The 20,156-nt window shown below is 35.0% G+C and carries 18 protein-coding genes; 11 read left to right on the top strand and 7 right to left on the bottom strand.

Features of this window, described 5'->3' with window-relative positions; translation table 11 throughout:
• Window positions 1-15: 15 nt before the first annotated feature.
• A complete protein-coding gene (locus A6B44_RS00405) occupies window positions 16-1,068 on the bottom strand; it encodes an ABC transporter ATP-binding protein (protein ID WP_090921087.1) in 1,053 nt (350 codons plus the stop codon).
• Between the two features lie 654 nt (window positions 1,069-1,722).
• Here A6B44_RS00405 and A6B44_RS00400 point away from each other — a divergent pair.
• From A6B44_RS00400 to A6B44_RS00390, 3 genes are all read left to right on the top strand, one after another.
• On the top strand, window positions 1,723-2,970 hold the full coding sequence (locus A6B44_RS00400) for an ABC transporter substrate-binding protein (RefSeq protein ID WP_090921085.1): 1,248 nt from the start codon (window positions 1,723-1,725) through the stop codon (window positions 2,968-2,970).
• Window positions 2,971-3,092: 122 nt separating this feature from the next.
• Window positions 3,093-3,977 carry a carbohydrate ABC transporter permease gene (locus tag A6B44_RS00395; RefSeq protein WP_090921083.1) on the top strand — a complete coding sequence of 295 codons (885 nt, stop codon included), beginning with the start codon at window positions 3,093-3,095 and terminating at the stop codon, window positions 3,975-3,977.
• Window positions 3,977-4,825: a carbohydrate ABC transporter permease gene (locus tag A6B44_RS00390; RefSeq protein WP_090921081.1), complete on the top strand. Its 849-nt coding sequence runs from the start codon at window positions 3,977-3,979 to the stop codon at window positions 4,823-4,825. Before A6B44_RS00395 ends, A6B44_RS00390 begins: the two co-directional genes overlap by 1 nt.
• A 282-nt stretch (window positions 4,826-5,107) precedes the next feature.
• Here the strand turns inward: A6B44_RS00390 and A6B44_RS00385 are convergent, their stop codons facing one another.
• Window positions 5,108-6,106 carry a LacI family DNA-binding transcriptional regulator gene (locus tag A6B44_RS00385; RefSeq protein WP_090921079.1) on the bottom strand — a complete coding sequence of 333 codons (999 nt, stop codon included), beginning with the start codon at window positions 6,104-6,106 and terminating at the stop codon, window positions 5,108-5,110.
• A 171-nt stretch (window positions 6,107-6,277) separates the two neighbouring features.
• Between A6B44_RS00385 and A6B44_RS00380 the strand changes: the two genes are divergently transcribed.
• From A6B44_RS00380 to A6B44_RS00345, 8 genes are all read left to right on the top strand, one after another.
• Window positions 6,278-7,603, top strand: coding sequence for an MFS transporter (locus tag A6B44_RS00380; protein WP_090921077.1), 1,326 nt, complete (start codon window positions 6,278-6,280; stop codon window positions 7,601-7,603).
• 22 nt (window positions 7,604-7,625) lie between these two features.
• A complete protein-coding gene (locus tag A6B44_RS00375; RefSeq protein ID WP_090921074.1) occupies window positions 7,626-10,661 on the top strand; it encodes a glycoside hydrolase family 2 TIM barrel-domain containing protein in 3,036 nt (1,011 codons plus the stop codon).
• 113 nt (window positions 10,662-10,774) lie between these two features.
• The gene (glnB, locus tag A6B44_RS00370; protein ID WP_090921179.1) at window positions 10,775-11,113 is read left to right on the top strand and encodes a nitrogen regulatory protein P-II; all 339 of its coding nucleotides are present in this window, start codon (window positions 10,775-10,777) and stop codon (window positions 11,111-11,113) included.
• A gap of 3 nt (window positions 11,114-11,116) precedes the next feature.
• Window positions 11,117-11,617 (top strand): signal peptidase II, encoded by a 501-nt coding sequence (gene lspA, locus A6B44_RS00365; RefSeq protein WP_090921072.1) that lies wholly within the window; start codon window positions 11,117-11,119, stop codon window positions 11,615-11,617.
• Entirely contained in the window at window positions 11,618-12,562 is a 945-nt protein-coding gene (gene ispH / locus A6B44_RS00360) for a 4-hydroxy-3-methylbut-2-enyl diphosphate reductase (RefSeq protein ID WP_090921070.1), read from the top strand. It begins immediately after the preceding gene.
• The gene (locus A6B44_RS00355) at window positions 12,559-12,807 is read left to right on the top strand and encodes an FAD assembly factor SdhE (RefSeq protein ID WP_090921068.1); all 249 of its coding nucleotides are present in this window, start codon (window positions 12,559-12,561) and stop codon (window positions 12,805-12,807) included. Before ispH ends, A6B44_RS00355 begins: the two co-directional genes overlap by 4 nt.
• A 177-nt stretch (window positions 12,808-12,984) precedes the next feature.
• Window positions 12,985-14,823: a DNA mismatch repair endonuclease MutL gene (gene mutL / locus A6B44_RS00350; protein ID WP_090921066.1), complete on the top strand. Its 1,839-nt coding sequence runs from the start codon at window positions 12,985-12,987 to the stop codon at window positions 14,821-14,823.
• Between the two features lie 40 nt (window positions 14,824-14,863).
• Window positions 14,864-16,462: a xylulokinase gene (locus A6B44_RS00345; protein WP_090921064.1), complete on the top strand. Its 1,599-nt coding sequence runs from the start codon at window positions 14,864-14,866 to the stop codon at window positions 16,460-16,462.
• A 59-nt stretch (window positions 16,463-16,521) separates the two neighbouring features.
• Here A6B44_RS00345 and aroQ read toward each other — a convergent pair whose 3' ends face one another.
• The 5 genes from aroQ to A6B44_RS00320 all read right to left on the bottom strand — a co-directional run bounded on the left by aroQ (window position 16,522) and on the right by A6B44_RS00320 (window position 20,116).
• Window positions 16,522-16,959 (bottom strand): type II 3-dehydroquinate dehydratase, encoded by a 438-nt coding sequence (aroQ, locus tag A6B44_RS00340; protein WP_090921062.1) that lies wholly within the window; start codon window positions 16,957-16,959, stop codon window positions 16,522-16,524.
• Between the two features lie 3 nt (window positions 16,960-16,962).
• Entirely contained in the window at window positions 16,963-17,847 is an 885-nt protein-coding gene (gene prmA, locus A6B44_RS00335) for a 50S ribosomal protein L11 methyltransferase (protein ID WP_090921060.1), read from the bottom strand.
• 189 nt (window positions 17,848-18,036) lie between these two features.
• On the bottom strand, window positions 18,037-18,567 hold the full coding sequence (locus A6B44_RS00330; protein WP_090921058.1) for an immunity 22 family protein: 531 nt from the start codon (window positions 18,565-18,567) through the stop codon (window positions 18,037-18,039).
• 34 nt (window positions 18,568-18,601) lie between these two features.
• A complete protein-coding gene (locus tag A6B44_RS00325; protein ID WP_090921055.1) occupies window positions 18,602-19,087 on the bottom strand; it encodes a hypothetical protein in 486 nt (161 codons plus the stop codon).
• Window positions 19,088-19,123: 36 nt separating this feature from the next.
• Window positions 19,124-20,116 carry a virulence RhuM family protein/type II toxin-antitoxin system death-on-curing family toxin gene (locus A6B44_RS00320; protein ID WP_090921053.1) on the bottom strand — a complete coding sequence of 331 codons (993 nt, stop codon included), beginning with the start codon at window positions 20,114-20,116 and terminating at the stop codon, window positions 19,124-19,126.
• Between the last annotated feature and the right edge of the window lie 40 nt (window positions 20,117-20,156).

The following is a 20,156-nucleotide window of genomic DNA, read 5'->3' as shown; positions in this document are numbered from 1 at the left end:
ATATTTAATATATTCTTACCGTAGGCGTTTTTCAGTTTTTTTATCAAAAAAGCGTAGGTCTTTTTCATCCATTTCAATAGCAATTTTGTCACCACGTTTTAAAGTTTGTTGCCCTGTCATTTCAATGTTCATTCGTTCCCCATTTTTAGTTACTGAATGCACATAAGTACTACCACCAAGATATTCGACAAAATCAACAGTTAAAGCATCACCATCAACAATGGTCATATTTTCAGGACGCATACCTACAATGACTTCACCATCAACAACACTGCTCGGTAATTGATTAACAGGTGAGACCAATACATCACAATGCAATTGCCCATTTTTGACAGTACCTGTCACAAAGTTCATTGCAGGTGAACCAATAAAACCTGCCACAAATTTATTATCAGGGTCGTTATATAAATCCATTGGTGCACCCACTTGCTCAATACTTCCTGCACGTAAAACAACAATTTTATCTGCTAAAGTCATTGCTTCCACTTGGTCGTGGGTAACGTAAATCATTGTTGCACCAATTTCTTGGTGTAAGCGAGCAATTTCACTACGCATTTCAACACGTAATTCAGCATCTAGATTAGACAAAGGTTCATCAAAAAGGAATACATCAGGGTCACGAACTAAGGCTCGCCCAATAGCAACACGTTGGCGTTGTCCACCTGATAACGCTTTAGGACGACGCTTCATATATTTATCGAGTTGTAAAATGTTAGCAACTTCATCGACTTTATTTTTAATTGCTTCTTGGGGAATTTTATTCATTCGCAAACCAAAACTCATATTTTCTTCAACCGTCATATGCGGGTAAAGTGCATAAGTTTGGAAAACCATTGCTACCCCACGTTCTGCAGGATCCATTTTAGTCACATCACGCTCACCAATACGAATAGTACCTTCAGTGACACTTTCAAGTCCTGATATCATTCTCAATAATGTAGATTTTCCACAGCCTGAAGGACCGACAAAAACACAGAATTCACCTTCTTTGATGTTTAAATCTACACCATAAATTACTTGTACATTACCAAAAGATTTGGTGACATTTTTTAATTCAACATGAGCCATATTTCCTCCACCATTAAGTGCATAATTAGATTAAAATCACAATCTTGTTCTAAGTATTTAAAAAATTGCGAATAGATGTTTTTAACCTTCGTGGTCTATTGTATTCACATTAATCTTGATATCGTAATAAGTTTCTTCTCCAAAAAATTTAAAAGATATGGTACGAAAGCAATACGTATATTTTAATAATGTTAACGATATCATTTACTAAAAAAGAGCATCACAAACAATTATAAAAAAAAAGGAGTATTTGAATTTGTTATTATAGAAATACATTTAATGTGTTATTACCACTGGTGCTTTTTAGTCGTTTTACCAAAAATAATGTAAATCTTTTTTGTTCATTTCAATAGCGATTTTATCGCCTCGTTTTAAGGTTTGTTTTTCTGTTATTTCGATTCATTCGCTCACCATTACAGAAAGACTGGGAGACATTTTTAAATTCAATATGAGCCATATTTTTTCCACCATATAAATATATAATTTAGATTAAAATCGCACTCTTACTCCATAACAAATCTAAATATCTCTTGTTTTTTATAATTGTTTGTGATACCGTTTTTTTAACCAATGATATCGTTAACATTGGTGGGTATAGTAAATATACTTGTTACCTTCGTACCATATCTTTCAAACTTTTTTGAGGAGAACCTTATGAAAAATAGTAAAAAATTACTGAGTTTATTTGTTGCAATGGCAGTGAGTTCAACTCTGTTTGCTGGTGAATTACGTATTAATACTGATATGTCAGATCCTGCACCTAAAAAAGCATTTGCAGAGCTTATCAAAGACTTTGAAGCTAAATATCCTGATATCAAGGTTAATGTGAATACAATAGACCACGAAGGTTACAAAACATCTATTCGTAATTTCTTAAGTGCGGATGCGCCTGATTTGGCTAATTGGTTTGCTGGTAATCGAATGAAACCTTATGTTGAAGCAGGGTTATTTGAACCTGTTAATGACGTTTGGAAAGAAAATGGTCTGTACAAAACTCTTGCACCAGCCAAAGATGCAATGACTATAGATGGTAAGGTGTGGGGAATTCCTTATACTTACTATCAGTGGGGTGTTTTTTATCGTAAGGATATTTTTAAGAAAAATGGCATAACAGAACCAAAAACTTGGGAAGAGTTTTTAGTAGCTTGTAAAAAACTTAAAGCAGCAGGTGTTACACCCATTACTATTGGTACGAAGTATTTATGGACAGCAGCAGGTATCTTCGATTTCCTCAATCTTCGTACCAATGGTTATGAATATCATATGAAATTAACGAGTGGTGAAATTCCTTGGACAGATAAAGGGGTAAGAAAGACCTTTGAAAACTGGAAAACGTTGATTGATATGGGAGCTTTCATTGATAATCACGCCGCCTATTCTTGGCAGGAAGCTCTTGCCCCAATGGTGCAAGGTAAAGCCGCAATGTATGTGATGGGTAATTTTGCCGTTGCTCCATTGCGTGAAGCTGGCTTAGATAAAGATAAACTAGGTTTTTTCCAATTCCCTGTTATCAATCCTAATATCGTAGGAGCAGAGGAAGCACCAACCGATACTATGCACATTCCAGCGAATGCTAAAAATAAAGAAGATGCAAAAAAATTCTTAGCTTTCTTAGCACAAGCTGATACGCAAACTAAGTTAAATAAAGCCTTAGGACAGTTGCCTATTAATGTAAATTCACAGGCAGGTGATGATGAATTTCTACAAGCAGGTTTTAAAATGCTGTCTAATACAAAAGGGGGGATTTCACAATTCTTTGATAGAGATGCTCCTGCTGCAATGGCAAAACCTGCAATGGAATCCTTCCAAGAATTTATGGTTAAACCTAAACGCCTAGAAAGTATTTTGAAAAGACTGGATAGAATTCAGAAGAAAATCAATAAAAAGGCAAGTAAAAAATAAGGAATAAAGTATCACCACTTACTAAAATAGAGGTGATGCTTTGTTATTTTGCTATTTGATATTGATTGATGGTGTTTTTTAGGAAATATCATCAGTCAATGAAACTTAAATAGGAAAAAGTTATGAAAACTTTTTGGAAACAAAATCAAATGATAATTGCACCAATGCTATTCTTAGCACCGGGAGCGATTATGTTTTTCATTTACGTCATTCTTCCTGTCTTTGAATCTTTTGCTATCTCATTTTATGAATGGGATGGTTTAGGAGAAAAATTTTGGGTTGGTATGGCAAACTACATCGAACTATTTAATGATGAGAACTTTTATATTTCTTTGAAAAATAATGTTCTTTGGCTAGTATTTTTTATGTTGGCTATTCCTTTAGGCTTGTTTATTGCACTTTTCCTAAATCAAAAAGTTAAAGGAATTAGATTATATAAATCTTTATTTTTCTTTCCATTTGTTATTTCACAGGTCGTTGTTGGTTTAGTCTTTGCTTGGTTTTATGATCCTAGTTATGGATTAATGAACGTTTTTCTGGATGCAGTCGGTGTTGATCCTATCGCAGTATTGGCAGATGAACGTTATGTAACCTTTGGTATTATCTTTGCAGGATTATGGCCTCAAACCGCTTATTGTATGATTTTATACTTAACAGGATTGAATGCCGTTGATCCAGAACAAATTGAAGCTGGTCGTCTTGATAATGCCAAAGGTTGGCGTATGCTTTGGTATGTTATTTTACCTCAATTACGCCCAGCTACCTTTATTGCCGTTGTCGTTACTGTCATTGGTTCACTTCGCTGTTTTGACCTTGTATCCATTATGACGGATGGTGGTCCTTATGGCTCATCACGTGTGTTAGCTTTCTATATGTATGAGCAAGCATTATCTGAATACGGTTTCCGTATGGGGTATGGTTCTGCTATTGCAGTGGTACTATTCCTACTAATGATGGTGTATATCATATTCTTTTTAACCCGTATGTATAAAGAGGAGAGAGGCTAATGTTTCCTAGACCTATTCAGCAACAAAGTGTGACTATCCAATGGATATATAAACTAGCGTTGCCTATTGCTTTGTTTTTGTGGTTGCTCCCATTGGTAGCCGTTATGTTGACTTCCATTCGTCCTGCGGCTGATATTACAATGGGTAACTATTGGGGTATGCCATCATCTTTTAATTTATTAGAAAATTATCGTGCAGTATTTGATAATTCACCTATTGCTCATTATATTTTAAATAGCTTTAAGGTCACTATTCCTACGGTTATTGGGGCAGTGGCTCTGTCTTGTATGATGGGATTTGCATTGGGTGTATATAACTTTAAAGGCAATGTATTTTTGTTCTTTATTTTTGTTGCAGGAAACTTTGTTCCTGCTCAAATTTTAATGGTTCCTGTACGTGATTTTACATTAAAAATGGGGTTGTATAATTCCATTACTGGATTGGCATTATTCCATATTGCTTTTCAATCAGGATTTTGTACATTGTTTATGAGAAATTTCATTAAGGCTTTACCTCGTCCATTAATTGAGGCGGCTCGAGTTGAGGGTGTGAATGAATTTCGTATCTTTTGGTATGTAGTTTTACCGCTAATGAAACCCGCTATTGCCGCTTTATCTGTATTAGTTTTTACTTTTATCTGGAATGATTATTTTTGGGCAACGGTATTAACACAAGGAGCAGAAACTCAGCCAGTAACTGCTGGTTTATACTCATTAAATGGTCAATGGGTTGCCGCTTGGCATCTGATTTCAGCAGGAGCGGTTGTTGCAGCATTACCACCTGTGGCGATGTTCTTCCTAATGCAAAAACATTTTATTGCTGGTTTAACATTAGGAGCAGTAAAATAATTACTTACTGAACAATTGAAGATACCATACATTTTATTTTTACTAAAATATTAGCCTGCCTTGTTATCTAGGCAGGCTAATTTATTATATAGTAAATTAAATTGAGATTAGTATCAAAAATTGAAACTAAATTGCTGAACCTACCTAAGCACGGTTACTGAGCCTGTCGAAGTATAAGTGCTTTTTCTTGTATTTCACACGCACCCCTTCGACAAGCTCAGGGAGCGATTACTGTTTTATTCTATATTCAATGCACTATAATATGGCATTTTTAATGAGTAATTAACAAGATTGTCCAATAATTAAAGGGCATTTAATCAAATTTTTTTCTTTAGTTTTTCTATCTTCAATAAAATGAAGTGCCGCTTGTTTTCCCATTTCATAATGTGGAAGTTGCACAGTGGTTAGTGACGGTTGGAATAGGTGGGTTACCCCAATCATATTATCATAGCCTACTACCGCCACGTCTTCTGGAATACGAAAACTTCTACTTAATAAGAGTTGATAAGTAAGAAATGCAATACGGTCATTACCACACACAACTACATCAAAATCTAATTTTTTAGGGTTACTTTCTAATAATCTCTGAAGTGGCTTGGCACCATTTTCATAAGTATGAGGTGTACCGATCATAAAATGCTGTTCAGCCGTTTGTGAATTTAATTGGTTAAACCACGCTTTCTCAAAACCATTTTTACGTTCTTTCGCAGCAATGGCATCTTCTGGAATATACATACATAGTGCTTTTTTGTAGCCTTTCTTAACTAACTGCTCAGTTAAATCAAATTGTCCTTGAAAATCATTTGGAATATAGCTTGCAACCTCTATATCATTGGTTACACAATTAGATAACACAATAGGGATATTATGTAATTTACGTGGAATTTTTACATTTTGTAAACCATTTCTAGCAATGATAATTCCAGCTGGACGATAAGAAAGCAAACGCTCAGCGGCCTGTTCCATTTCTTGCTCATCGTCTTCAAAAGTATTGATCACAAAAGAATGCCAGCCGTGTTGTCGTACGGTTTTTTCAATCGCCAGAATAATCTCAACGGAGAAAGGCGTAGTTGCCGTTCCCAAAGATAAAATACCGATAGTTTTCCCTGTTGAACCACGTATATTTTTAGCAGAAAAATTTGGCACATAGTTAAGCTCATCTATTGCTTTTTTTACGTGCTTATAGGTTTCTTCCGACAGCTTCTCAGGGCAATTTAATGCTCTGGATACTGTCATTAAAGAAACACCTGCTAATTTTGCGACTTCTTTTAGTGATGCCATTTTTATTATCCTTTGTATTTTTTCTATTTTACCTTTATTATTTTCTATTGTTAATATTAACATTTATTGTGATCTAGATCATGTATATAAATATTTATAACTTTACTTTTGTTTTGATAACGTTAACACTATAAGGAGTATATACTTAATATTCTTAACTAAGGATTTTTTATGTCAGAAACTACATCATTTTATAGTGATAGCCACTACTATTTTTCTAATAGAAATTATTGGGTGTCGAGTGCTTATTTTTTCACTTTCTTTTTTATTATGGCAACTTGTTTTCCATTTCTTGGTGTGTGGTTGGGAGACATAAATGGTTTATCTGGAGAAGAAACAGGTTTAGTGTTTTCTTCAATGGCATTTGCTGGAATATGTTTTCAACCTATTTTTGGTTATTTAACTGATAAGTTGGGTATCAAAAAGTATATATTATGGATACTTGCGATCACCCTAATTTTTTATGGACCTTTCTTCATTTATGTTTTTGCACCATTATTAAAACAAAATGTTTGGTTAGGTGCATTATCTGGTGGTGTTTATATGGGCTTTGTATTTTCAAGTGGTGCACCTGCATCAGAAGCCTATATAGAACGTATAAGCCGCTTAAACCGTTTTGAATATGGTCGTGCAAGAATGTTCGGTATGTTCGGTTGGGCTATTTGTGCATCTATAGCAGGGGTTTTATATGGTAAAGATCCAAATTCAGTATTTTGGTTAGGTTCTGGTGGTGCAGTTGTTTTATTAATTTTAGTTGCAATAATGAAACCTGAAAATAGAACATCTTCTGTTCTTGCTCAATTAGGTGAAAATAAAAACCCTATTAGTATAAAACAAGCTTTAGCATTATTAAAACGTCCTCAATTCTGGGCTTTAATTGCTTACATTGTGGGCGTTGCTTGTACTTATGATATTTTTGACCAACAATTCGGAAATTTCTTTAATACTTTCTTTGATACAAAAGAAAAAGGGATTGAGGTTTTTGGTTATGTCACAACACTAGGTGAAATGTTAAATGCAATGATTATGTTCTTCGTCCCTGTTATTATTAATAAATACACTGGGGCTAAAAATGCTTTGTTAATTGCGGGTACAATTATGAGTATTCGTATTACAGGATCTGCATTTGCAACAGAAGCTTGGCACGTTGTGTTATTAAAAACCTTACATATGTTTGAAGTACCATTCTATTTAGTCGGTTCATTTAAATATATTGCAAATGTTTTTGAAGTGCATTTTTCTGCAACCGTATACCTCGTTGCTTGTCAATTTGTTAAACAAGTAACTACTTTATTTGAATCTCCTATCGTAGGTAAATTATATGATTTAAATGGTACTGAATATACAATTGCACACGGTATAGAAAGAGCTGCACACACAGCAAATGCTGTTGCAAGATATGGTTATCAAGAAACGTATTTAATTTTAGGGGGTATAGCATTTGGATTTACCGCCCTTTCTCTATTCACATTAACAAATAAAAAGTTAAATTACTGATTAACTGATAGGAGTAACAACAATGTTATTTACAGATTATATTCAAAATCCTGAAGTGATACACGTGAACACAACACCACATCACGCTTATTTTATCCCTTTTGAAAATGAACAAAAATGTGCAAAAAATGAAAGAAATCTATCCGCTTATGTAACCTTATTAAGCCAATGTGACTGGGGATTTAACTATTTTGAAAGCTATCAAGATTTGCCTGAAAACTTCCCTGAAAACATAGCAGAACAGCCTGCTCAGGCAAGCATTCCTGTGCCATCAAACTGGCAAAATTATGGTTATGATCAACATCAATACACCAATATCAATTACCCCTTCCCGTTTGATCCACCTTATGTACCAACACAAAATCCTTGTGGATTATATCAACGAGAATTTGATCTTAATCTTAAATCGGATAAGCGTTATTTGATCAATTTTGAAGGGGTGGATAGCTGTTTCTTCCTATATATCAACCAAAAATTTGTTGGATACAGTCAAGTTAGCCACGCTACTAGTGAATTTGATATTACTGACGCACTACAAAATGGCACCAACCATATCGCTGTTTTAGTTTTAAAATGGTGTGATGGTAGCTATTTAGAAGATCAAGATAAATTCAGAATGTCAGGGATTTTTCGTGATGTGTATATCTTAGAACGAGAGCAAAATTATCTACAAGATTTTTTTATTAAAACACAATTATCTGATGATCTTACATCAGCAAAATTATCAGTAGAAACGACCTTTATTGAACAATCTCAACCTATTAATTTACAGCTTTTCAATCCACAAGGTGAGTTAATCCTTGAAAAACAAGCGGTAAGTTTATCAGAGAAATTTGCAAATTTTCAGATTGCTAATGTACAACTCTGGAATGCAGAAAATCCTGCGTTATACAGCCTAAGATTGCACTATGCGAACGAATGGATTGAACAAAAAATTGGATTTAGAAAAATTGCCGTTGAAAATGGCGTGTTACTATTCAACAGTCAACCAATTAAATTCAAAGGGGTTAACCGCCACGACAGTGATCCAAAAACAGGTTATAGCATTAGTTATGAACAAGCGGTCAAAGATCTTACCTTGATGAAACAACATAATATCAATGCGATTCGCACTGCTCACTATCCAAATGCCCCTTGGTTTACCGAGCTTTGTGATAAATACGGATTTTATGTGATCAGTGAAAGCGACATTGAAAGTCACGGTCCTGTAATGTTGCCAGTACCACAACCAGAAAATAGTATTTTCTTAAATGTCCCTAATGAAAACTGGGATAAACAGATAGAGCAAGATACTATCGATAATTTCTGCTATTTTGCAAGGGACCCAAGCTTTAAAGCGGCAATTTTAGATCGTACTTTTGCAAATATTGAACGAGATAAAAACCGCACCTCGATCCTTGTGTGGTCACTTGGTAATGAAAGTGGCTATGGTGAAAATTTTGAAGAAGCCGCAAAATGGGTAAAAGATCGTGATCCTGAACGGCTTGTGCATTATGAAAGCTCAATCTACCAACATTCACAGCATAAAAATGATCTCACAAACTTAGATTTTTATAGTGAAATGTATAGCGATACCGATGTGGTCGAAGACTATTGCTCAAAACCACAAAGCAAACCATTTTTAATCTGTGAATACAGCCACGCAATGGGAAATTCCAATGGCGACTTAGAAGATTACTGGCAAACCTTCCAAAAATATGACACGGCTTGCGGTGGCTTTATTTGGGAATGGTGCGATCACGCTAACCAGCTACCAAATGCTCCACAAAAATTAGGTTATGGTGGCGATTTCAAAGAAACAATGCACGATGGCAATTTCTGTGTGGATGGTTTAGTTTCTCCAAATAGAGAACCACACAGCAATTTGTTAGAACTAAAAAATGTTAACCGCCCTGTGCGAGCTTGTCTGAGAGAAGGACAATTAGAATTTACTAATCATTTTGATTTTACCAATCTTTCTGAGGTAACCATTAAATATCGCCTTTCAGAAAATGGTTATTCTATTAAACAAGGTGAAATTCAACTTGATTGTAAACCACGCCAAAGTGTCACTGTTCCTTTTGTATTACCAAAACGCAATGGCAATGTATGGCTTTTAGATCTTACTTATTTTGCAAAAAATTCAACGAAACTAACCGCTTGTAATCACGAATTAGGCTTTGATCAGCTGGTTCTGTTTGATGATGTAATGGTTAAACCAAGATTGGAAAAAACACAATCAAGTAATTTTACTATTGAAGAAACTACGAAAACCTTAGTGGTTAAAAATGAAAAGCTTTATTGTGAATTTAATAAAAATAAAGGTATTTTTAATCAGTTACAATATAAGGGTAAAGCTATTATTGAGCAACCACTTAATTTTAATATATGGCGTGCTCCAACGGATAATGATCGCCTTGTGCGAGAATTATGGCAAAACGTAGGCTATCACAATGCTAACAGTCGAGCTTACCAAATCTCAGTAGAAAAATTTAGCGATAAAGTGGTAGTGTTTGCCGATTGTGCAATAGTGGCAACTGCACGAGAACGTATTGTAACCTTTAATGTGCAATATCATATTCACGCCAATCACATTGAAATTGTAGTACTTGCAGAACGCAAGCCACATCTGCCTTATTTACCACGTTTTGGACTAGCCTTTAGTTTAAATAAACAAAATGAAAATGTGGAATATTTTGGTTATGGTGAGGGTGAAAGCTATATTGATAAACATCATTTAAGCAAGCTTGGACGCTATGTCACCACCGCAACCCAAAATCATACGGATTATTTCAAACCACAAGAAAATGGTAGCCACTACGGTTGTCATTATGTAAAAACTGATAATCTGTTAATTACAGCCAATCAACCATTTAGCTTTAATTACTCGCCTTATACCCTTGAAGAGTTAACGAGTAAAGCACACCACTATGATTTACAAGAGTCGCCTTTTAATCATTTATATATTGATTACAAAATGAGTGGTATTGGTTCAAATTCCTGTGGACCAAATTTAAAAGGTAAATATCGTTTAAATGAAACAGAGTTTGATTGGGTAGTTAAATTAGATTTTATATAACAAATAACATTTAATAGCGGTGCGATTGTGATTAAAATTTGCAAATTTTGATCACAATCGTACCGCTTATGTATTATAATCTGTTTATTCTTAACACTACCTACAAATTTAAAATGAAAAAAATAGAAGCAATAATCAAACCATTTAAACTTGATGATGTGCGTGAATCATTATCTGATATTGGAATTACAGGAATGACGGTGACCGAAGTAAAAGGCTTTGGACGTCAAAAAGGACATACTGAGCTTTATCGTGGCGCAGAATATGCGATTGATTTTATGCCAAAAGTAAAGCTGGATATTGTGGTAACCGATGATTTAGTTGATCCTTGTATTGAAGCCATTATTGAAACTGCACAAACAGGTAAAATTGGTGATGGTAAAATTTTTATCTCCGATATTGAGCGAGTGATCCGTATTCGTACCAGTGAAGAAAATGAAGAGGCGATTTAGTTAATGAATAAACTAACAGAAAAATCAGGCATTTATTGGCTCTGGTTAAGTGTAGTCGTACTTGTGGTTGATTTATTGACTAAATATTTAGTGGTAAAAAGTTTTGCACTTTATGAGAGTATCACTGTTTTGCCTATCTTTAATTTAACTTATGTGCGTAACACAGGGGCTGCGTTTAGCTTTTTAGCAGAACATTCTGGCTGGCAAAAATACTTTTTTATTAGTTTGGCGGTCGTGATTTCTACCGTACTGATGGTGTTATTAAATAAAAACCGTTACTCTCAAAAACTGGTAAATGCCGCCTATGCGTTAATTATTGGTGGTGCATTGGCAAATGGCATTGATCGTTTGTATAATGGTTATGTTATTGATTTTTTAGATTTTTATTGGGATATTTATCATTATCCTGTTTTTAATATTGCCGATATTGGTATTGTGATGGGGGCGGGATTGTTGATCCTAGAAAGTTTTTTAGATGGAAAAAAACAGAAAAAGAGTGATTAAATGAAAATTTTATTAGCCAATCCGCGAGGGTTTTGTGCTGGAGTAGATCGTGCCATTTCTATTGTAGAATTAGCCCTAGAAATTCACGGTGCACCGATTTATGTCCGTCACGAAGTGGTACATAATCGTTTTGTGGTGGAAGGATTAAAGCAAAAAGGGGCGATTTTTGTTGAAGAGCTTGATGATGTGCCCGATGATGCCATTGTAATTTTTTCAGCTCACGGAGTATCTCAAGCAGTTCGGAACGAGGCAAAAAATCGTAACTTAAAAGTATTTGATGCAACCTGTCCTTTAGTGACCAAAGTCCATATGCAAGTGGCAAGGGCAAGCCGTAAAGGAACAAAAGCGATTTTGATTGGACACGAGGGACACCCAGAAGTAGAAGGCACAATGGGTCAATATGATAATCAGCAAGGCGGTATTTACTTAGTTGAATCTATTGAAGATGTGGCAAAACTCTCTGTTACTAAAGATGAGGAACTTGCTTTTATGACCCAAACCACCTTATCTATTGATGATACCATTGATGTAATTGAAGAGTTAAAACAAAAATATCCTGCAATTCAAGGTCCTCGTAAAAACGATATTTGTTATGCCACCACAAACCGCCAACAAGCAGTACGAGATTTAGCACAACAATCACAGCTGGTATTAGTGGTAGGGTCTAAAAACTCTTCCAACTCTAACCGTTTAGCTGAGTTAGCTTCTCGTATGGGAACACCTGCAAGATTGATTGATGGTGCAGAAGATATTGATCCAAATTGGCTTGAAAATGTCGAAACCATCGGTATTACCGCAGGGGCATCTGCACCAGAAGTGTTGGTACAATCCGTTGTTTCACATTTAAAAGCTCTCGGTGCAAACACGATCAAAGAATTAGAAGGCTGTGAAGAAAATACTATTTTTGAAGTACCCAAAGAGCTTAGAATAAAAGAGGTAAAATAATGAGTTTTAATCGTTTTAGAATTGAGTGGGAATGCCGTCGTGGTATGCGTGAATTAGATGAAATGATAATGCCATTTTATAAAAATCATTTCGATAATTTATCACAAGAACAACAAAATACCTTTGTAGAAATGTTGAAATTTACGGATCCTGAACTGTTTCGTTGGCTGATGAACCAAGAAAAAGCACCACAGGAAGAGATGCAAAAAATGGTTGAATTAATTCAATCTAAACTAGATGTGTAGCTTTGACACTTAATTATAAAGGTTATATTTTCTGATAATATAACCTTTTGTTTAAAAACAAGCGGTACGATCCTCATTAAAATTTACATATTTTAATAAAAATTCTTCTCTTATTTTATTTATGCTAGAATCCAGATAATCATTTACATAAATTATCCAAATAACAAGGTCATCTCAATGAGTGAAAAACACCTTATCAATATTCTGCCACCACAACTTGCGAACCAAATTGCCGCAGGGGAAGTGGTTGAGCGTCCCGCTTCTGTGGTCAAAGAGTTAGTGGAAAATAGCCTTGATGCAGGGGCTACCAATATTCAAATTGATATTGAAAAAGGCGGCTCCCAGTTGATCCGCATTCGTGATAATGGCTGTGGTATCGCAAAAGTCGATTTAGAATTGGCATTGGCTCGTCACGCTACCAGTAAAATTGCCAGTCTTGAAGATTTAGAAGCGATTTTAAGTTTAGGCTTTCGTGGCGAAGCGCTAGCAAGTATTAGTTCTGTTTCTCGTTTAACCTTAACTTCACGCCCTGAAAATCAAACCGAAGCATGGCAGGCTTATGCACAGGGGCGAGATATGGCGGTTGAAGTTAAACCTGCTTCACACCCTGTTGGTACAACCATTGAAGTCGCTAATTTATTTTTTAATACCCCTGCAAGACGTAAATTTTTACGTACAGATAAAACAGAATTTAATCATATTGATGAAGTAGTTAGACGTATTGCCTTAGCTAAACCAAGTATTACATTTACATTAACCCATAATGATAAAAAAGTCCGCTATTACAAAGGGATCGCTCATCACAATTTAGAGCAGCAACAAAAACGAGTGGCAGCAATTTGTGGTGATAATTTTATTCAAAATAGTGTCCATTTAGATTGGCAACACGGAGATCTGCATTTACAAGGTTGGATTGGTTCGCCCACTATTGCTCGTACTCAAAACGATCTGAATTATAGCTATGTTAATGGGAGAATGATGCGAGATAAAACCATTAACCATGCTATCCGCCAAGCCTATGGTGATTTACTGGCGAAAGATTGTTATCCGAGTTTTGTCCTCTTTTTGGATCTTGACGCTAGCCAAGTGGACGTCAATGTTCACCCAGCAAAACACGAAGTGCGTTTTCATCAAGGACGATTAGTGCACGATTTTATTTATCAAGGTATTGCAAATGCGTTACAGGAACAAGCGCATTTACCTTTAATTGATAATCAGGTAAACGAACCCATTCCAAGCTATGCTAAAGACACCAACAGAGCAGCTGCTGGAAAAAATATTTTTGCGGAACGATACCAAGAAAATTACTCGCAAGGTTTAAGTTTTAATCGTTCGCCATCTTATACTTCTCCTAGCGTAAGTAAGTCCTCACAACGTCTTTATGGCGAGTTATTGCATAGTGAAAATACAACCTTAAATACCTCACCTATTAAGCGGTCAGATTTTAATGAAAATTTGCAAAAAACAGCAGAGATCACACCGCTTACTCAATCAAATTCAGACTACACTCAAGCACTTACCATCGTGCAGAATAAAGCGCTGCTGTTGAAAAAACAAGAGGTATTTTATTTAGTTTCATTAAAAAAATTGGCAGAATTAACATTACAAGCTGAACTGAAAAAAAATGAAACCAAAGTATTGCTCATTCCATTAAGTTTAACCCTTGATGAAGTTCAAACTATTGCGTGGCAACAATGTGAGCAACAGCTTACTATTTTAGGGTTTGAAATTATAGAAAAACACTGGCAAGGGCAAACTCGTTTAACTATTAATAAAGTGCCACAGTGCTTACGAGAACAAAATTTACAACAATTATTGTTGAATTTATTCAATCAACAAGCGGTCAGTTTAAGTGAGTTTTTTGCAAAAAATTGTGTCAATCATACCGCTTGTAGTTTAAGTGATTGTATTTCCCAATTAGCAAAAATTGAGCAAAATGCTCAAACTCGTGTTATATTAGAAAAAAACTATATAGAGGTTAATTTCTCAGATATGCTACAAAAAATAGAGTGTTAATTATGACAAGCTAAAGCTTAACAACAGTAAGGAGTCGCTTATGCAAAAAAATAAACAGTTAATTGATAATGGTGACGCTATCGTCGGTATTGAATTGGGCTCAACAAGAATAAAAGCCGTTTTGATCACTGAAAGTGGTGAAACATTAGCTACAGGTTATGCAGACTGGGAAAATCGTTTTATTGATTCTATTTGGACTTATCATCTAGATGAAGTATGGGATAATTTACAAGCTGCCTATGCCAGTTTACAAGCCAATGTAACGCAAAAGTATGGCACTCATATTACCCAGTTAAAAGCAATGGGAATCAGTGCAATGATGCACGGTTATCTTCCATTTGATAAAGCAGGAAATCAACTCAGTCCTTTTAAAACATGGCGTAACAATATTACTCTACCTGCATCACAAATCTTAACACGTCTCTTTGATTATCCTGTGCCACAGCGTTGGAGTGTTGCTCACCTTTATCAATGCATCCTAGATAAAGAACCACATATTGCTGATATAGATTATTTAACAACCTTATCAGGCTATGTACATTGGCAATTAACAGGTGAAAAAGTATTGGGTATTGGCGATGCCTCAGGAATGTTCCCAATTGATACCAATACGTTATCTTATGATAAAACATTACTGTCAAAATTTGGACAAGTGATTACTGATTATCAAGTAGAGTGGAAATTAGAAAATCTTTTACCAACAGTACTCGTTGCAGGTCAAAATGCAGGAAAATTAACGGAAAAAGGGGCTAGATTGCTAGATCCTAAAGGGCTGTTAAAAGCAGGTGTACCTCTTTGCCCACCTGAAGGTGATGCTGGAACAGGTATGATAGCAACCAATAGTATTAAAGAAAATACAGGGAATATTTCTGCTGGTACGTCTGCTTTTACAATGGTGGTATTGGATAAACCGCTCTCTCGTAGCTATGCTGAATTGGATTTAGTCACTACTCCAGCAGGTAAACTCGTGGCAATGGCTCACGCCAATAATTGTAGTACTGATATCAATAACTGGATCAATCTTTTCAATGAAACACTACAAACTTTTGGTGTTAATATAGATACTGATGAGCTCTATAACAAGCTATTCCTTAAAGCATTGCAAGGTGATCCTGATTGTGGTGGATTACTCTCTTACGGTTTCTATTCAGGAGAGCATAATGTTAAGCTAACCAAAGGCTGCCCATTATTTTTACACCCAACCAATGCTAAATTTAGCCTTGCTAATTTTATTAGAGTGCATCTCTATAGTGCTTTCGGTGCTATGAAAATAGGTATGGATATTTTACAGCAACAAGAAAATATCAATATTACACATATTTTAGGACACGGCGGTATTTTCAAAACAGAGCAAGTTGCACAATCTATATTAGCGGCAGCCCTTAATACGCCTGTTGCGACAATGGATACTGCATCAGATGGCGGCGCTTGGGGAATTGCACTGTTAGCAAACTACCTCAGCAAAAAAGATCAATATCGTTTAGAGACTTATTTAGATCAAGAAATCTTTAACCAAACAAAGATTACACTTACACAGCCAGATCCTGCAATAGCAAAAGGATACCAACAATTTATGGAAAACTATAAAAAAGGGATTGATGTGGTGCAAGCTGCGTTAAAAGCAGATATTTCTGCCTAAAAGGTCAAGTATCAATCAAAAGGATTAAGTACTAACAGTATTTAATCCTTTTTTTACGCCTATTTTTTCAACCCGGATAATGCAAAATCTAATCCATATTCATACCCTTTTACACCCAATCCACAAATAACGGCTTGTGCAATATCACTAAAATAAGAGTGATGGCGAAAAGGCTCTCGAGAGTGAACATTTGAAAGATGAATTTCTACAAAAGGAATATTCACAGAAAGTAACGCATCACGTAACGCAACACTGGTATGTGTAAAAGCGGCTGGATTAAATAAAATAAAATCAACCTGTTGAAAAGCTTGATGAATACGATTAATCAAAGCCTCCTCACTATTTGACTGAAAGCAATCTAGTTCAATACCTTGCTCACTCGCTAGCTGTTGAAGATGTTGCTCAATATTTAAAAGGCTTTGTGCACCATAAATCTCAGGCTCACGTTTCCCTAACATATTCAAATTTGGGCCATTTAATAATAAAATTTTTTTCATTTGCTATCCTCTTTTAATACCTGTAATTCGACACCACTCTTCTTTCTCAACAACAGGATCTAAACAAAAATCTTGCTGATACACTTCACACACAGACTCTGCTTGCGTATTTAAAATACCAGAAAGCCCTAATAAACCTTGAGGTTTCACCAACTGTACAATAAAAGGAGCCAGCTCTTTTAAAGGCCCTGCCAGAATATTAGCAACCACTACATCTGCCTGTAAATTCTGTGGTTGATTTTCAGGTAAATAAAGGGCCAATTTATCCGCTACACCATTTTGCTCCGCATTTACTTTACTTGCAGTAATTGCCTGAGGATCAATATCAATACCAATAACTGATTTTGCCCCTAATTTCAACGCAGCAATCGCCAAAATACCTGAACCACAACCAAAATCAATCACAGTTTTACCTGCTAAATCTAGGCTATCTAACCAGCGTAAACAGAGTTCAGTGGTTGGGTGAGTTCCTGTTCCAAAAGCTAAACCTGGATCTAACATCACGTTTACCGCATTAGGATCCGGCACCTCTCGCCAACTTGGACAAATCCATAAACGCTCACCAAATTGCATTGGATGGAAATTATCCATCCACTCACGCTCCCAATCTTTATCTTCAAGTTGCTCAATTTTATAGGCAAAATCAGATTCAATAATGCCACTTTGTTGCAGTGATGTAAGAATAGGTTTCATCTCAGTTTCAGCATCAAACAACGCTACAACATCAGTATTCCCCCATAAACGAGTTTCACCCGGTAACGGTTCAAAAATGGGAGTATCTTGACTATCCATATAAGTGATAGACACTGCCCCCCATTCTTCAAAAAATTCACTTAGTTGCTCTGCTTTATCATCTGTACTATTCAAACGAATTTGTATCCACGCCATATTTATTCCTTATTTTTGTAAATTTTTACAAAGATCATACCGCTTATTTTTCTTTTTCGAGTCTTATTTTACACTCAACGCATACCACTTTGTATCTCATCTGTTTAACTATTTCATCAATCTCGTGCTCACCCACATCAATATATTTATTACAGTTTTCACACTGATTTTTCGAAAAATGGAAGCTGTTCATTTCACATATTCCTTTTTAAATACAAATTGAATGGGTGCATTTTTCATCGTCATTCCCTGATAAGCAAATAAATTTTCATTTTGATCTTGTGTACCAAATAAAAATGAAATGGAATTATATTGAGATAAATCTAGCTCTTTTAATTTTACAATAAGTTCATCAAAAAAATATTCGAAGTCTGATAAATAATCTTTATTATTCAATAAATTATTTATTTCTAAGGTTTCAAACCACCAACTTTCAATAAAATCCTCATCGTAATAATCTAAACCTGTATCTTTACATAAACGGGATACTTCTTCATTTTCATAATTAAAACTTAAATAGTTATCATATAGCTCTTCTTCAGAGCTGAAATATCCAATCCAAACACAAACCACATTGTTATTCATTTCTATTTTATCTACCCATTGAGAAGCAAAAGCTTCAACATAATCAATAAAATTGATAATATTGTCAAATGTATGAAAAGTAAATTCAGGCTGATTTTTTAATAAACCAAGAAGCGTATTCTTTAAAGGCTTCAAAATCTACATTCATTTTAAATTATCCCTTTTGTACCTAAACCACAAATAATGTCTCTTTATAAAAACCAAAGGGATAATGTCCTTTATGATAAATATCTACCACCCTTTTCCATTGATTACCCAACTGCAAATAATTTTCAAGAAAGTATCCGCTAAAAGCACAACTTGCTGAGTATTTGAAGCATTGATGAAAATTATGCTGCTTTACGTTAAACAAATTTTCATCTAATTTTGCTATTTTTTGGAAAATCATTTTACTTATTTGTACCTTTTGCTTTACAAGTGCTTTGGGGGTATAGATATCTTTATAAAAAGGATCCTCTATCACTTTCAAGCTTGAAGGAAAGTATTCCATTTTATTAAAAAATCCTTGAAAATCAGTAGTATCATTATTTATAAAAGCATCTTCTAAGCTTTTTATTAAAATAATATTTTCTCCTAAAAATTCATTAATACCAGCACGACTAAAAAACTGTGTTTCTTCTATTTTTTGTAAAATTTCATCAAAATTTGTTTTCACTGGTTTAATCCTTTCTTTTTTATAACATTGTTTAATTTATTTTTTTAACATATGTATAATCAGTTTAATCAAAGTCTCTTTTTGTTTTGGATCAGATTCAGCCACCAGTAAGGTTAGTGCAGCTAATCCTGTATCATTAATCACAACATTACCATCAGTATTAAATAGCCTATTATTACGATGTAAAAAATCAACAAAAAGAAATGCTCCACTACGCTTGTTGCCATCTGAAAAGGGGTGATTCTTAACGATAAAATAGAGTAAATGAGCGGCTTTTTCCTCAATACTTGGGTAAGCAGGCTCGCCAAAAACACTTTGACTAAGGTTACCTAGAATTGCACTTAACCCATCATCTCGCTCACGTCCAAATAATTCTGATGCTTCGCCTCGAGATATCAATTGTTGTTTTAACTCACTTAATCCTATACGAGCCTGTTCAACACTTGGCAATTCTCCACCTAGTTGAGTTTTAGGTTCAGTCAATAACCCTTCATCATACTGTTGTAGCCACAAAAAAGTTTGCGTATAACGACTAACAATATCAACCAAACCTCTACCACTCTCTACAGTTAATTCAGATGAATTTGCTGTTTTTTGAATAAGTGCAAGGGCTTGTTGTAATTCTTGACTATTTTGTAGTAAACGCTGTTGATTAATCGCATAACCCTTAATCAAATAATCTTTTAATCGAGAGGTTGCCCAAATACGAAATTGTGTACCTTGCTGGGATTTTACTCGATAACCAACAGAAATAATCACATCAAGATTATAATAAAGAACCTCCCTTTTTTGTGTTTTTCCTTTAATAGCTCCGTGTTTACTGGTATGTCGGAATTTCCGACACACCATTTCTTCAACTAATTCACCCTCTCTGAAGATATTACGAATATGTTCAGTAATAGTAGTTCTTCCTTTACCAAACAATTCCGCCATTTGAACTTGTGATAGCCAAACGGTTTCATCTTCTAAACGTACATCTATCGCGACATTGCCATTATCATCTTTATAAATCAGTAAATCACTTTGCATCTACTTGCCCCTATTATTTTTGTAAATTTTCACAAAGATC

The sequence above is a fragment of the Pasteurella skyensis genome, assembly GCF_013377295.1.
Taxonomy (GTDB): Bacteria; Pseudomonadota; Gammaproteobacteria; order Enterobacterales; family Pasteurellaceae; genus Phocoenobacter; species Phocoenobacter skyensis.
This window is presented reverse-complemented; position numbering and strand designations above follow the sequence as displayed.

Excerpts from the sequence above, each read along its gene's own strand:
- glnB (WP_090921179.1), top strand. The coding sequence starts at position 10,775 with ATGAAAAAAATAGAAGCAATAATCAAACCATTTAAACTTGATGATGTG.
- A6B44_RS00345 (WP_090921064.1), top strand. The coding sequence starts at position 14,864 with ATGCAAAAAAATAAACAGTTAATTGATAATGGTGACGCTATCGTCGGT.
- A6B44_RS00395 (WP_090921083.1), top strand. The coding sequence starts at position 3,093 with ATGAAAACTTTTTGGAAACAAAATCAAATGATAATTGCACCAATGCTA.
- ispH (WP_090921070.1), top strand. The coding sequence starts at position 11,618 with ATGAAAATTTTATTAGCCAATCCGCGAGGGTTTTGTGCTGGAGTAGAT.
- A6B44_RS00380 (WP_090921077.1), top strand. The coding sequence starts at position 6,278 with ATGTCAGAAACTACATCATTTTATAGTGATAGCCACTACTATTTTTCT.
- mutL (WP_090921066.1), top strand. The coding sequence starts at position 12,985 with ATGAGTGAAAAACACCTTATCAATATTCTGCCACCACAACTTGCGAAC.
- A6B44_RS00320 (WP_090921053.1), bottom strand. The coding sequence starts at position 20,116 with ATGCAAAGTGATTTACTGATTTATAAAGATGATAATGGCAATGTCGCG.
- A6B44_RS00400 (WP_090921085.1), top strand. The coding sequence starts at position 1,723 with ATGAAAAATAGTAAAAAATTACTGAGTTTATTTGTTGCAATGGCAGTG.
- aroQ (WP_090921062.1), bottom strand. The coding sequence starts at position 16,959 with ATGAAAAAAATTTTATTATTAAATGGCCCAAATTTGAATATGTTAGGG.
- A6B44_RS00405 (WP_090921087.1), bottom strand. The coding sequence starts at position 1,068 with ATGGCTCATGTTGAATTAAAAAATGTCACCAAATCTTTTGGTAATGTA.
- A6B44_RS00385 (WP_090921079.1), bottom strand. The coding sequence starts at position 6,106 with ATGGCATCACTAAAAGAAGTCGCAAAATTAGCAGGTGTTTCTTTAATG.
- lspA (WP_090921072.1), top strand. The coding sequence starts at position 11,117 with ATGAATAAACTAACAGAAAAATCAGGCATTTATTGGCTCTGGTTAAGT.
- prmA (WP_090921060.1), bottom strand. The coding sequence starts at position 17,847 with ATGGCGTGGATACAAATTCGTTTGAATAGTACAGATGATAAAGCAGAG.
- A6B44_RS00390 (WP_090921081.1), top strand. The coding sequence starts at position 3,977 with ATGTTTCCTAGACCTATTCAGCAACAAAGTGTGACTATCCAATGGATA.
- A6B44_RS00375 (WP_090921074.1), top strand. The coding sequence starts at position 7,626 with ATGTTATTTACAGATTATATTCAAAATCCTGAAGTGATACACGTGAAC.